We start from the raw sequence: 12,468 nt of genomic DNA on the forward strand, positions 1-12,468 counted from the left end.
ATATCAGATTACGACCAATTATGCCCGAAGAAGTTAGTTTTTTAAATTTTTCATTAAGCAAGATTATACGTAAAGATCAGTCAATACTTGATCAGGCGCGTATCCGCTTGCTGTACTTTGGCTTGTGTTTCGGCTTTGTTGCTTATGGGTTGCTCATGGTAATGATGTACGCACAGAAGAGCCCACTTTATTTCTATATAACGGTAGGTATTAACGCTACCATTGTGCTGCTGTTCAAATATTTAACCTGGCGGCCCGACTGGCGACGGATATCGCACGTACTGCTTATCCTCATTACGGTTATTAACCTTAGCAACGTTTGCGTTATTATACAAAGCGTAACCCTGGCTACTGTACAGCTCATGATTATTGTGGTATTGCTGAGCTTTTATATGCTGGGTCAAAGTTTCGGCATGTTTTATTCTATGGTGAATTTAATACCCATAATTGCCTTTATGGTATTGGAGTACCACAGTTCATACATCATTAATTTTAAACCCGAAAAATTGGATGGTTCAGTGGGTATTATTACAGTACTCACCAACTTTATACTCATCATATTTATACATAGCCACTTTTATACAGCCTTCTTAAAAAATATCAGGGAGCTTAAACAAACCGGTGCTGCGCAAGGCAAGTTGAATGATGAGCTGGAGGTTGCCAAATCGAAGGCAGAAAAATCATCAATTGCTAAGTCTGAGTTTTTATCAACCATGTCGCACGAGATCCGTACGCCGTTAAATGCGGTTATAGGAATGACGAACTTGCTGATGATGGGCAATCCGCGCCACGATCAAAAGGAAAACCTAGATATTCTGAAATTTTCGGCCAATAACCTGCTGGCTATTGTAAACGATGTGCTCGATTTTAACAAGATCGAATCGGGCAAAATTGTGTTCGAAAACCTGCGTTTTAACCTCGATGAGTTGATGCATAACATCTGCGGTGCCCAGCATATTAAAGCCACAGAAAAAGGCCTTGATTTTGAACTGAATGTAGATAACGAGCTAAAACATCGTACCATAATAGGCGACCCAACCCGCATTACCCAGGTTATTTATAACCTGATTAGCAATGCTATTAAATTTACAGAGCATGGCACTATTTGGGTTAACGTTACTTGTATAGAGGACCGCCATAATCGGGTAACTATTAGTTTCTCAGTAAAAGACACCGGTATTGGCATCCAGAAAGAAAACCTACAAAGCATTTTTGAGGCCTTCGCACAGGAATCTGTTACCACAACCCGCCAATATGGTGGCACAGGTTTAGGTTTGGCCATTGTGAAACGCTTACTGGAGCTGCAAGGCGTTAATATGTATGTGGAAAGCAAACCTGACGTAGGCTCTGAATTTTCGTTCAACATGGAGTTCCCTGTACCTACGGATGAGATTGAAACTAAGCGTACCAAAGTTAACGAGCCACAGGTGCCAACATTACCAGCCGATCAACATGCGGTTACCAGCTTTGCCGATACCCGAGTATTAATAGCCGAGGATAACCCGGTGAATGTGATGCTGATGAAAAAGCTGCTCTCTAAATGGGATCTTGTACCAACCTTTGCCGAGAACGGTGCCCGTGCGGTTGAGCTGGTTCAATACGGCAACTTCGATATTATATTGATGGATTTACAGATGCCTGTACTCAACGGTTTTGAAGCCGCAGTAGAGATCCGTAAAATGCCGGATACCAAGAAATCATCCATTCCAATTATTGCATTAACCGCTTCGGCCTTGTTTGATATCCGTGAGCAGGTATTTAATTCGGGTATGAATGACTATGTATCCAAACCGTTTAAACCGGACGAGCTGAAAGGTAAAATGCAGGGCCTACTGGCTATTGTTTAAACTGCCGAGCTGCTTATAATCGGGTAATTCTTTCAGGAAAGCGTAGCTGTTTTGCTCAAAATCTATTTTGCAGCAATGATGTACCAATCCGTTACTCACAGCCAGCAAAGGTACGCGATGCACCATGTTGTAGCGCGCAGCTTGGTCAAACACTTTCTGGTCTACTGCAACATAGGGCGCTTTGCATTCAATCAACAATATTTTTTCTCCTGCCGAATTGTGCACCACAATATCAGAGCGACGGGGCATGCCATTTAATTTCAAGCCACCTTCGAGTTTAATTAATGAGCGCGGGTAGTTTTTCTGCTTAATGAGGTATTGCACAAAATGTTGCCTCACCCATTCTTCGGGTGTCAACATAATTTGTTTCTTACGGATCTCGTCGAACACAAACAGTTGCCCCTTATCATCAGTAATGCGGAAAGGGTAGGGCGGCAAATTAAGCGGCTGTAATAAACTCACGCTGCTAAATTACCAAAAATTTTTACCCCTTATTAAAGTAGGTGCTATAGCAATGCCTTTGTTTTCCCCTAATTTAGGGGAAGACCACTGCCTTTGCAACTTGCAGGCTTGTTGATAAGGGTTATTCTTCGGCAATCAAATTACCAAATCCTGCTACATTATTTGTAATTTGCACCTGTATTGGTATGACTGCTCCCGACATTTTAAAAGACCTTAAGGCCCGTAAATTTAAACCCGTATACCTGCTACACGGCGATGAACCTTATTTTATCGACGTGGTGAGCAATTATATTGAGCACCAGGTATTACCCGATGCCGAAAAGGGTTTTAACCAAACTGTTTTATACGGTAAGGATACCGATATTATGGCCGTGCTTAACGCCGCCAAACGCTACCCCATGATGGCCGATTACCAGGTTGTAATGGTTAAAGAAGCGCAGGATTTAAAGTGGGGTAAGGATGACGATGACAAGAAAAGCATCAACCCCTTACTAAATTATCTCGATAATCCTTTACCAAGCACAATTCTCGTATTCTGCTACAAATACGGTAAGTTTGATAAACGTAAAAAGACTTATAAAGCGATTGAGAAGAACGGGCTGATCTTTGAATCAGCTGCATTATATGACAACAAAATCCCCGGTTGGATTGAAGGTTACGTAACTGCCAAAAACTACCGCATCAATGCCCAGGCCTCGGCTATGTTGGCGGAATACCTTGGTAATGATCTTTCTAAAATAGCCAACGAACTCGATAAACTGATGCTGAACATAGCCCAGGGTCAAGAGATCAGCATGAAAGAGATTCATGATAATATCGGCATTAGTAAAGAGTATAATGTGTTTGAGCTGCAAACTGCCCTGGCTAAACGCGATGTGGTAAAAGCCAATCAAATCATTAATTATTTCGAGGCTAACCCTAAGGCTAACCCTATTGTGGTGTTAATGGCTAACCTGTACAGCTATTTCAGCAAGATATTGCAGATCCATTATTTGAAGGATAAATCACAGCAAAGCATTGCCAAAGAGATAGGGGTGAACCCTTACTTCGTAAAAGATTACGAACAAGCCGTACGCAGCTATAATTACAGCAAAACGATGGACATCATCAGCCTGCTGCGCGAATATGATCTGAAAAGTAAAGGCGTTGATTCAGGCGCATCGCATGGTGAGTTGATGAAAGAAATGCTGTTTAAGATATTACATTAGCGAGTAGTTGAATAGTTGAGGAGACTGAAATATCGAATAATGAATTCTGAATCTCCAACATCGAAGTTTTCCTTAATTATTCGATATTCGGCGTTCGATATTCGATATTAATTTTTTTTATTCAGTATCGGTACTACTCACCATTCACTCCCTCACTCATTATTCTCCCGTGTCTGGCTGATAATCCAGGTCAAATTCTAAATCGTCGGCATCGTACTGGGTAATGAGGCCTGAGTCGAGTTTTACTTCGACCAGATCGTCTTCATTCATTTGCTGGATGTTCACTATTCCTTTTTCGTCGGTTGCGGCAATAATTACTGCATCGCCGTACTCAAATAATCCGTCTTTCATAACAAGTATTTGACAGATTAACTGTTGGTAGGGGTAAAATGTTTAATTAAAAGGAAATGTTTATTATGGGGATACCCGCTTTTTCCGTGAAGCCGGGCCGGTATTTACCTGTTCTACACGGTTGTTAATGGTCATCAGGTTTTTATCCAGTTCTTCGGCGCTGGCTTTGAGCATGTTTAAGGCTTTCTCAAAATACTCGTAGCCTGTCAAGTCGCCTTCGAGTGTATTTACAATCCCTATAATGTTTGCAATTGGCTTGCGGATGATGTGTGAGTTGATAAAAGCAATCTCATCTAGATGTTTGTTTTTGAGGTGGATCTGCTCTTCATCCCGTTTTTGCCCGGTAATATCCTGAAAGTAAATAGTTAAGCCGCTTGCGCCGGGATAAACAGTTATGCAAAGCCATTTGTCGTAATGTTCGAGATAAATTTCAAAGGTCGATCGCTCGCCGGTATCCATGGCGTGGCTTAAGCGTTTAAAAAGGTCATGAGTTTTACCATGCGGGCAAACCTTCCAGAACAGTTTATTGATTGCCTTCTGTTTAGAGATGTTAAATGTGCTTTCGGCTTCTTTATTCCAGTAGGTTATGCGCCAATCCCTGTTAACGGTTATAAAGCCGTCTGTGATGCTTTCTAAGGTTTGATAAACCTGCGTCCATGCTTCGGTTATTTTTTGATCCTTGAGGCTTTGTTCGGTCACGTCGTTAATCAATACCATGCGGCATTCCCTGTTATGAAACATGATGCGGTACGAGGTGATCTGCACGTGCATTAGTGTACCATCTTTTTTAACGTGGGTAATGTTTTTAGCAACTGTTTCGCTATGCCTGATGCGTTTAATCAGGTCCTTCATACTTTCATGCTCTTCAAGTGGCCTGATATCTGCCAGTGTGATCTGCATAAATTCCTGGTAACTATAGCCGTAATGATTTATGGCTGCTTCATTGACCTGTAGAAAACGCAGCGTTTCAACCTCCACAATCCACATGGGCTGGGGGTTTTGATGAAACAGAATTTCGAAGCTGATATCGCCTTCGTTTATGGCTAATTCCTCACTCATTGGGCTATTAAGATAATGCAGTTTGTAAACTGTGGTTTCGGCTAAAAATTGTATGAATAAGCTTTAAAATGAGAGGCTGGTTTTAAGGCTTAGTATAAAGTTAATTTCATTTATTTAGATAACAAAGTAAATATAAATATGTGTTTAAACGTTTGAAAAATAGTTGAATACAAAAATGCCCGTACATACTATGCACGGGCGTTTCTATTATTAAGAAATACTTATAATTTTATACCGAAGCCTATGTTAAATGTACGTCCGTCGGCCGGTAAAATACCGGGGCCAGGGTACATATTAATACGGCGGGTAAAATATTTGGCGTTAAGGATGTTGTTCATACTTGCGGTGATGTGATAATGCTGCAAAAAGCTGTAGTTAAATGAAGCATCAAACACGTGATAAGCAGGTACCAAACCACTTGCCCCGGTAGGGTTAAATTTGGTGTTGTTGGCATCGCTGTAGTTTTTGCCTACATAACTGTATTGCAATGTGCCGGTAACATGCTTATTTAAATAAGTTAGGCCTGCACGATCAATCCACTCGGGGGTACCTTCGGCATAGTTGCCCACCAACGAAATATTAGTTGTGCCTTGTGTTATAGAACCACTGGTATAGCGGGCATGATCGTAACTTAAAGAGTTAAACAATCGCAAATCGCTTGGTGATGAGTGGTTAAACGAACGCAGTAAAGAAACTTCGCCAAAAGCCTCAATCCCTTTAGCTACTGCATTACCAATGTTGGTAGTATACAGGTAGGTTTGGTTACTGGTGTTGGTTTCGGTTAGGTTACCTACGCGATTGCCGTAGTACACATAAAAGAAATCCACATCATAGTTAAAGATGTAACCTGCATGGCCGCGGTAACCCAGGTCTGCGCTATAACCTTTACTGTCTTTCAGGTTAGGGTTTATCACCCCTAATTGATCTGCGGGGGTAACGTTGGCATAAATATAAGGGCGGTAAGCCTGCGAAATATTACCATAAAACTGGCTCAATTTTGTAAGTTGATATTGTAAACCTGTACCAAACAGCGGAAAGTTACGGTTTGATTGGTAGTTTACCGGGAAAGTAGCATTCAGGATCACACCGCTCATATCCGTCTTAATACTTTCGTACCTAAAACCCGGTGTAACCGAGAACTTAGAGGTGATGTTGAACACGTTTTCGGCAAATACGGCATAGTTGTCGGTGTGCAAATCCAGATCAATACCGTAGGGTTTTACCAGACTCAGATCGAAATCTGATGCCGTAGTACCGGTGCCTTTTTGGTCGCGGGTAGTGGTTTCTGTAAAGTAACGTACGCCTGCGGTGAAGGTACTTTTAAGGTTACCCAGTTGATAGCTATGCAGTAAGCGCGCTTCTGTGGTGAAGCCTTTATAATAATCACGGTCAACCTGGCGTGGGTTGTAGTTGTCTGTTTTGGTGTTGATGGTATCAGGCACATTGGCATTAGCGATAAACTGTACGCTGTTACGCTGTCCCCAAAGCAGGTGCGAAGTAACCTCGAGTTTAGTATTCGGGCTGAAATTGTAGTTGAATATCAGCGCAGGGATATTGATCTCGGGATTAAAGAAGTTACGTGCCCGGGTAGATTGCCTGTTATCTGCATCAAACTGCGCATCGGTTAAACCACCTGCAATTTGCTGGCGGTAATTCATCCGCGAAAATTCGAATGTTAAGCTTCCCTGCGGGTTAAACTGGTATTTTAAGTGCGCATAAAAAGCCTGATAGTTAAATGCAGCATTAGGCCGCCAGCCATCCCCGGTACGGCTGGAGTAATAAGCATAATAGCTCACCTTGCCGCTTGTGCCGCTAATGGCATTGTAAGAGTTGAAGAACTTGTTCGATCCCGCAGTTTGCTCGCTTTCTACACCGAACTTTTTGGTGCTATCCGGTTCTTTCATCTTTAAATTCACCATCCCGCCAAACTGACTGCCAAATTGCAAAGCTGCTGAGCCGCGCACGATCTGGATTTCTTGTACACCCTGCATAGGAGGCGTGTAATGATCTTCGGGGTAGCCAAACATGTCTGAGTTGGTGTTATATCCGTTCTGCCTCATATTGGTCTCTATAGAACGATGGGTGTCTGTGCCCCGAGTGCCAATGTTGAGTTGGAGACCGGCTCCGTCCATTTCCCAAATGTTTACGCCGGGCACCTGGGCAAATATCATCCGGGCATTATTGGTAGCCAGGTTGGCTTTGCCATCGGTGGGAGTAATGCTAAAAGTTCTTTTCCCTGCAAAAATATTAGTACCGCTTACATCGGCCAGGTGTTTAATGCGGCTTTCGCGTATCTGTACGCTATCGAGCGTGATGGTGTCTTTTAACGAATGTTTTTGCGCGCTGGCTGCATGTGCCGTACCGGCCATAAGCAATGCCAAACACGCTTTTTTGTATAAGTGTTGCATGTAATGTTGTCTTTAAAAAAATGAAAATATACACAGGCACTATAGCGATGCTACAGCAGGTATTTAACCGATTTGCCTGTTTAGAAAAAAATGGGATGTTTTAGGAAAGCAACATTTCCGGAGGCGGGCTTAATATATCTATGTGAGATATAACCGGCTTTACGTTTAACCTGGCGGGTACAGGCTTAATAATAGCTACAGAAGGCAATAATTTAACCGTTGCGGTTAAGGGTATGTATTTAAACATAGCTATATTTTTTAATGGTATAGCTTGTTTTTTTGCGTTTAAAGGGGCTTCGCTTACTTCGCGGGCATAAATAATATTGGCGTTTATTAAGCGGGTGGTTTTATAATTTGGTACGCACATTACAAAAAGTGTATCGCGCGTCATTCTCAGTTTTACGTAATTGTACCAATTTTCCTGTAGTTGAATGGTGCCGCTAATGCGTTCGTAACTATTCCAGTTGGTAATTTTGGGTAGGTTTACCGGGATCTTAATCTCCACCAAATCTGATGCCTTGTAAAGGTTTTTGCTGATCTGCTCTTCGTTAAATTTATTGGATTGGTAAATGAAATACTGAAACAATACCATATACCCACCCAAATTATACAGGTGTATACTTAATAAAGTTATGGCAATAAGTTTCTTCAATGGGTTTATGAAGCAATATTATCGAAAATATGTCAGCAAGACAAGTGTAATTTATACGGATTCTAAATAAAAACAAAAGGCCCCGAATTACCGGGGCCTTTGCATGTACACAATTAAAATTAATTACTATTGATTATCTACTTTGGTTTCAACTGCATCCTGAACCGATTGAGGTAATGCCGATAACAGATTGTAGCCTGTTGCTGCCTCAATGCTGCGTACGGTGCATTTGTACTGGGTCCAGTCAGAGCTAATGGTATTAATGTTTGGTGTATTAACCGCAATTACACGGGTAGTGCTGGTAATACGGGCTAAATCGCCATTGCCGTTAGGGATAACTACAGCCACTTTCCAGATGTTTGATGGCACATTAACATTGCCGCTGTTGATGGTAGTAGCTGTACCGCTTGAGCCTGTACCGCCGCTGCCATAGCTGCCCATTACAATATAAACCTCGTTACCGGCAGTAACCAGTCCGCGCAGGTAATTTTCAAGGTTAGCCCAGGTTTGCTCATTGTTGTTTGGTGCCTGCGGGATCATATTATCCATCAGGAATGTAGCCTGGTTAGCCGCCAGGGTAGAAGTACGATCGGCAGATGGACAGTTATGGCCACGATCGAAACCTGAACCCGAGTAGCTTGTTGCGCCAACTTCGTACCAACCAGATGGAAGGTTAGTATCAGCCCTGAAATCATCAGAACGATCTGTTGAACCTAATGAAGTGCTGCCAACGTACCAGCTTACCCAGTTAGGCTCGCCTTTAGTGCGGTTGTAGCTCTCGATGTAATAAGTTTGGTCGTACAAATAGTTGTTAGGATTAGATACACTTGCTGTGGCACCGCTTGGATTACCTAAAAGCATGTTGGTGTTATCTCCTGTTGTACCGCCCGAACCGCCTGTACCGCCACCGCCGGTAGAACCGCTATCGTAGCTGTTAACCGTGAATTCATCAATATTGATACGGTTAGTGCCACCCGTAGTTTTACGGATCTGGAAACGAAGCGTACCCGCTGTGTTAACTGTAAATGTAGCCGTAGCCAGCGTAGTGCTTGATGCCGTGATGCTGGTAGTACCTACTTGTGTATAAGTGCTGCCGCTGTTTGATGAAACCCATAACTGGAAGGCCGATGAGCCATCGGTACCATAAGTTGCATATTTAACTGTAACGGTTGATGCACCTGTGATAACGTTGAAGTTCATACCCAGGATACCTGTGTTGCGGATCCGTACTGATTGTGAACCAACTTTGGCATCTGAAGTGCTGTTGCCGATCAAAGCATCGTTCATATCCCATGAGCCACTGCTTAATGTTACATTGGCATCTGCGTAGCCTGTTTTGCTGCCCGACTCAAAACCCTCATCAAAAGTTTGGGTAATGGTGTTGGTTGTTTTAACCGAAGCGCCGTTAATTGCCAGATCTTGCGGAACCGATGCTTTCTCATCCTTACGACAAGATGCCAGGAACACTGTAATGGCAAGTGCGGGGTAGATTAAATGTCTGAATTTTTTCATGTGTTTTATTTGAGTGAGCACATGTTTACGCAGACCTAACAGCTTGGTTGTTAAGATAATGTTAAGTTGTTAAAATGTTTAGGGAGGGGGATAAAGTGAAAGGTTATTTAGATAGTTTGATTATCGAATACACATTGAAGCTTGCCTTTTATATTTTAAATTGTCGCCACATTTTGTCACCTTTACGGTGTTTTTTAGAAGCAAAAACGGCTTCAATATTCTTTAAATACAGATTATATATGCAATACTGGCTCGTAAAATCAGAACCATTTAAATACAGTTGGGAAAAATTTAATCAGGATGGCCGTACCTTTTGGGATGGTGTACGCAATTACCAGGCGCGTAACAACCTGCGTGAGATGAAAGAGGGGGATTTGGTGCTGTTTTACCACAGTAATGAGGGTAAAGAGATTGTGGGTATTGCCAAAGTAGTTAAAGAAGCCTACCAGGATCCAACCACTGATGATAAGAACTGGGTAGTGGTTGATCTTTCTCCGGTAGAAACCCTTAAAGTACCCGTTACCTTAGAAACCATCAAAGCCGATGAACAACTCCAGAATGTTGGCTTAGTGCGTCAGGGACGCCTCTCTGTAATGGGTATGAAACAGGAAGAGTTTGACAGAATTGTGGAGCTGGGCTCGGGAGAATAATATTGGACAGAAGGACAATAGACCCTCTCTCTTGGAAAAAGGATGAAAGACTTTATTCAAATAATATGGTTGTCATTGCGAGGTACGAAGCAATCTCGTCGTAGGCTTCTACGATCTGTATAGCTACGAGATTGCTTCGTACCTCGCAATGACAAAATATATTACATCCGAAATCTAAAATCCGATATCTGAAATGCCTCTACGCTTCTTTCTGACTCTCCATAAACAATGCTTTAAGCTCTGTCGCATCATCAGGCTGCATTTTACCACCTAAAATTAAACGTAACTGTCTGCGACGAAGTGCGCCATCATACAACTTCTGCTCGTGTTCAGTTTCCGGAGCGAGTTCGGGAACGTTTATGGTGTTGCCGGCTTTGTCGATAGCTACAAAAGTATAATAGGCCTCGTTGCTTTTAATTTTAGTGCCCGATGGCAGGTCTTGTGCCCAAACATCAAGCCTTACTTCAACAGAGGTATTAAAGCCACGGGTAACCTTGCCTTCAATTTTTACGGCATCACCCAGTTTAATGGGGTGTTTAAAAGATACGTTATCAACAGAGGCTGTTACCACCACGTGTCCGCAGTGTTTCTGAGCAGCCATGGCGGCGCAAATATCCATCCAGTACAGTAAACGGCCACCCATCAGGTTGCCAAAGGTGTTGGTATCATTGGGTAACACCAGTTCATTCATGATGGTATAGCTCTCTGCGGATGTCTTTTTTAGCATGCCGCAAATATAGGGAGAGTTAATGATAGAATGAGTGGATTAGAGAATGATAGAATTGATCTAAGTAAATGAGAAAACTTAATCAACTATTAAATCTAATCAACCTTCTCACTTCTTAGCCATTGCTTCGCGGGTAGTTTTGCCGTCTTTAATTCCCATTTTAACGATGTCTTTACCGAAGTGGTAAATGAAAGGCATCGATACTAAAATAAGTGTCGCAAGTTTAGTTTTGTAAGTCTGTGGCTTTTGCATATCGTGAAATTATAGTGTTAAATATATTAACTATCATTCACAATTAAAAATTATCGCTTCGTAGTGTTCAACAATCTGTAGCCAACCAGCTCTTCCCAGCGGGCACCGGGTGGGCGGTAATATACCAATATCTGGTAGTCGTTTTCTGTCTCGAAATGGTTGCCTTCGAGTGTGGTATAATCGGCTTTACCTGTGCGATCAACCATCACATATTGGTAATCGTATATACCTTGTTTAAGTAATGTGTTAAAGAAGTATCTGCCTTTCACCGCATCAAAATCCATCTTACTGCGCCGGTCTAAAACATAGTCGTTAAACTTGCCAACTACGTAAACTGAGTTATCGGCAGTAGCTCCGGGGATACCGAGGTTGAAGTAAATCTGTGCATAATCGGCATCAATTTTAGGGTCGCTGCCTTCCTGGTTACGCACGTAAAAGTTACCGTTATTGTCGTAGGTAAACAGGTAATTCTCCTGGTCGCGGCTACGGTCGGCTAGGAGTAGCACTGTATTGGCTGTGTCGCGGAAAATGCGCGCAATACGTTCCGAATTTAACCTTAACGAGCGCGTATCCACGTGGCGGTACTCATTACCTCCCGGGAAATCATTGATAGAGATATCACTATATTCTAAAGAAGTTCCCCTGATGAAAGTCGGGCGACTATTTAACTGTGCAGTTTCACTACGGGCATTTTGCATCAGTAGTACACGAATATCGCTGTAAGGATTTTGAACCACCATGCCGCTAAAATTAACCTGGAAGTTAATCTTCTGGTTGGTTTGGCGCAGGGAAACATCGTTCGATGGCACAATCTGCGCCAGCACATTAGCACGGGTGTTTACCACGTAAAAGCGGCGGGTTAGTATTGGATTATTGAAATCGCCATTCTCATAAACCTTTAGCAGATAGTTGCCGGATATTTTGGGCGCTATATTACGGTTAGGAAATGTAAGCTCGTAATGCACATACTTTTGAATAGTGCTAACCGAATAACGATAATCCAGGATCCGGTCTTCTGTAAACGACTGCAGGTACTCGGTAGGGGATATGCGCGATGGGTTCCACTGGGCATCGCAATGCTCTATGGTGTAATTATAGGTGCGGGTGTTACTGCCTAATTCATCAAAAGTGAGCAGCAGCTGATCATTAGAGTTAAGGTTAATGACCGGGAACGCACCTTCTTTAGTAGCATTGTAAAACTGGACAGTTTTAATGCTCGGTTTGTAAACGCGATTGTCGTAGACAAATTGACCAAAGGACTTTTGGACGAAGGATGAAAGACAAAAGACTATCGAAATACTAAATAGCAAACTCTTCATCCTTTGTCTTTTATCCATCAT

At 42.4% G+C, this 12,468-nt stretch carries 12 protein-coding genes; 3 read left to right on the forward strand and 9 right to left on the reverse strand.

Annotated elements, in window-relative coordinates:
* Positions 1–20: 20 nt before the first annotated feature.
* A complete protein-coding gene (locus PQO05_RS08665; RefSeq protein ID WP_273632309.1) occupies positions 21–1,847 on the forward strand; it encodes an ATP-binding protein in 1,827 nt (608 codons plus the stop codon).
* On the opposite strand, the gene PQO05_RS08670 is transcribed toward PQO05_RS08665, so the two are convergent.
* Positions 1,830–2,309 (reverse strand): type I restriction enzyme HsdR N-terminal domain-containing protein, encoded by a 480-nt coding sequence (locus tag PQO05_RS08670; RefSeq protein ID WP_273632310.1) that lies wholly within the window; start codon positions 2,307–2,309, stop codon positions 1,830–1,832. The two genes, PQO05_RS08665 and PQO05_RS08670, sit on opposite strands and share 18 nt — an antisense overlap.
* A gap of 185 nt (positions 2,310–2,494) precedes the next feature.
* Here PQO05_RS08670 and holA point away from each other — a divergent pair, with 185 nt between their 5' ends.
* Positions 2,495–3,517, forward strand: a complete 1,023-nt coding sequence (gene holA, locus PQO05_RS08675) for a DNA polymerase III subunit delta (RefSeq protein ID WP_273632311.1) — start codon at positions 2,495–2,497, stop codon at positions 3,515–3,517.
* A 159-nt stretch (positions 3,518–3,676) separates the two neighbouring features.
* Here the strand turns inward: holA and PQO05_RS08680 are convergent, their stop codons facing one another.
* The 5 genes from PQO05_RS08680 to PQO05_RS08700 form a co-directional block, all read right to left on the reverse strand.
* Complete coding sequence (locus tag PQO05_RS08680) at positions 3,677–3,868, reverse strand: hypothetical protein (protein WP_174315073.1); 192 nt, start codon at positions 3,866–3,868, stop codon at positions 3,677–3,679.
* A gap of 63 nt (positions 3,869–3,931) precedes the next feature.
* Positions 3,932–4,927, reverse strand: coding sequence for a PAS domain-containing protein (locus tag PQO05_RS08685; RefSeq protein WP_273632312.1), 996 nt, complete (start codon positions 4,925–4,927; stop codon positions 3,932–3,934).
* A 221-nt stretch (positions 4,928–5,148) separates the two neighbouring features.
* Positions 5,149–7,335: a TonB-dependent receptor family protein gene (locus tag PQO05_RS08690; RefSeq protein ID WP_273632313.1), complete on the reverse strand. Its 2,187-nt coding sequence runs from the start codon at positions 7,333–7,335 to the stop codon at positions 5,149–5,151.
* Between the two features lie 100 nt (positions 7,336–7,435).
* A complete protein-coding gene (locus tag PQO05_RS08695; RefSeq protein WP_273632314.1) occupies positions 7,436–7,987 on the reverse strand; it encodes a hypothetical protein in 552 nt (183 codons plus the stop codon).
* 126 nt (positions 7,988–8,113) lie between these two features.
* Positions 8,114–9,499 (reverse strand): DNA/RNA non-specific endonuclease, encoded by a 1,386-nt coding sequence (locus PQO05_RS08700; RefSeq protein ID WP_273632315.1) that lies wholly within the window; start codon positions 9,497–9,499, stop codon positions 8,114–8,116.
* A 239-nt stretch (positions 9,500–9,738) separates the two neighbouring features.
* On the opposite strand from PQO05_RS08700, the gene PQO05_RS08705 reads away from it, so the two are divergent.
* Positions 9,739–10,149, forward strand: coding sequence for an EVE domain-containing protein (locus PQO05_RS08705; RefSeq protein ID WP_273632316.1), 411 nt, complete (start codon positions 9,739–9,741; stop codon positions 10,147–10,149).
* A gap of 199 nt (positions 10,150–10,348) precedes the next feature.
* Here PQO05_RS08705 and PQO05_RS08710 read toward each other — a convergent pair whose 3' ends face one another.
* The 3 genes from PQO05_RS08710 to PQO05_RS08720 form a co-directional block, all read right to left on the reverse strand.
* Positions 10,349–10,876: an acyl-CoA thioesterase gene (locus PQO05_RS08710; RefSeq protein WP_273632317.1), complete on the reverse strand. Its 528-nt coding sequence runs from the start codon at positions 10,874–10,876 to the stop codon at positions 10,349–10,351.
* 108 nt (positions 10,877–10,984) lie between these two features.
* Entirely contained in the window at positions 10,985–11,128 is a 144-nt protein-coding gene (locus PQO05_RS08715) for a hypothetical protein (RefSeq protein WP_273632318.1), read from the reverse strand.
* Between the two features lie 50 nt (positions 11,129–11,178).
* Positions 11,179–12,468 (reverse strand): type IX secretion system plug protein, encoded by a 1,290-nt coding sequence (locus tag PQO05_RS08720; protein WP_273632319.1) that lies wholly within the window; start codon positions 12,466–12,468, stop codon positions 11,179–11,181.

This window comes from Mucilaginibacter jinjuensis (assembly GCF_028596025.1).
Taxonomy (GTDB): domain Bacteria; phylum Bacteroidota; class Bacteroidia; order Sphingobacteriales; family Sphingobacteriaceae; genus Mucilaginibacter; species Mucilaginibacter jinjuensis.

Excerpts from the sequence above, each read along its gene's own strand:
- holA (WP_273632311.1), top strand. The coding sequence starts at position 2,495 with ATGACTGCTCCCGACATTTTAAAAGACCTTAAGGCCCGTAAATTTAAA.
- PQO05_RS08690 (WP_273632313.1), bottom strand. The coding sequence starts at position 7,335 with ATGCAACACTTATACAAAAAAGCGTGTTTGGCATTGCTTATGGCCGGT.
- PQO05_RS08705 (WP_273632316.1), top strand. The coding sequence starts at position 9,739 with ATGCAATACTGGCTCGTAAAATCAGAACCATTTAAATACAGTTGGGAA.
- PQO05_RS08665 (WP_273632309.1), top strand. The coding sequence starts at position 21 with ATGCCCGAAGAAGTTAGTTTTTTAAATTTTTCATTAAGCAAGATTATA.
- PQO05_RS08685 (WP_273632312.1), bottom strand. The coding sequence starts at position 4,927 with ATGAGTGAGGAATTAGCCATAAACGAAGGCGATATCAGCTTCGAAATT.
- PQO05_RS08680 (WP_174315073.1), bottom strand. The coding sequence starts at position 3,868 with ATGAAAGACGGATTATTTGAGTACGGCGATGCAGTAATTATTGCCGCA.
- PQO05_RS08710 (WP_273632317.1), bottom strand. The coding sequence starts at position 10,876 with ATGCTAAAAAAGACATCCGCAGAGAGCTATACCATCATGAATGAACTG.
- PQO05_RS08720 (WP_273632319.1), bottom strand. The coding sequence starts at position 12,468 with ATGATGGATAAAAGACAAAGGATGAAGAGTTTGCTATTTAGTATTTCG.
- PQO05_RS08715 (WP_273632318.1), bottom strand. The coding sequence starts at position 11,128 with ATGCAAAAGCCACAGACTTACAAAACTAAACTTGCGACACTTATTTTA.
- PQO05_RS08700 (WP_273632315.1), bottom strand. The coding sequence starts at position 9,499 with ATGAAAAAATTCAGACATTTAATCTACCCCGCACTTGCCATTACAGTG.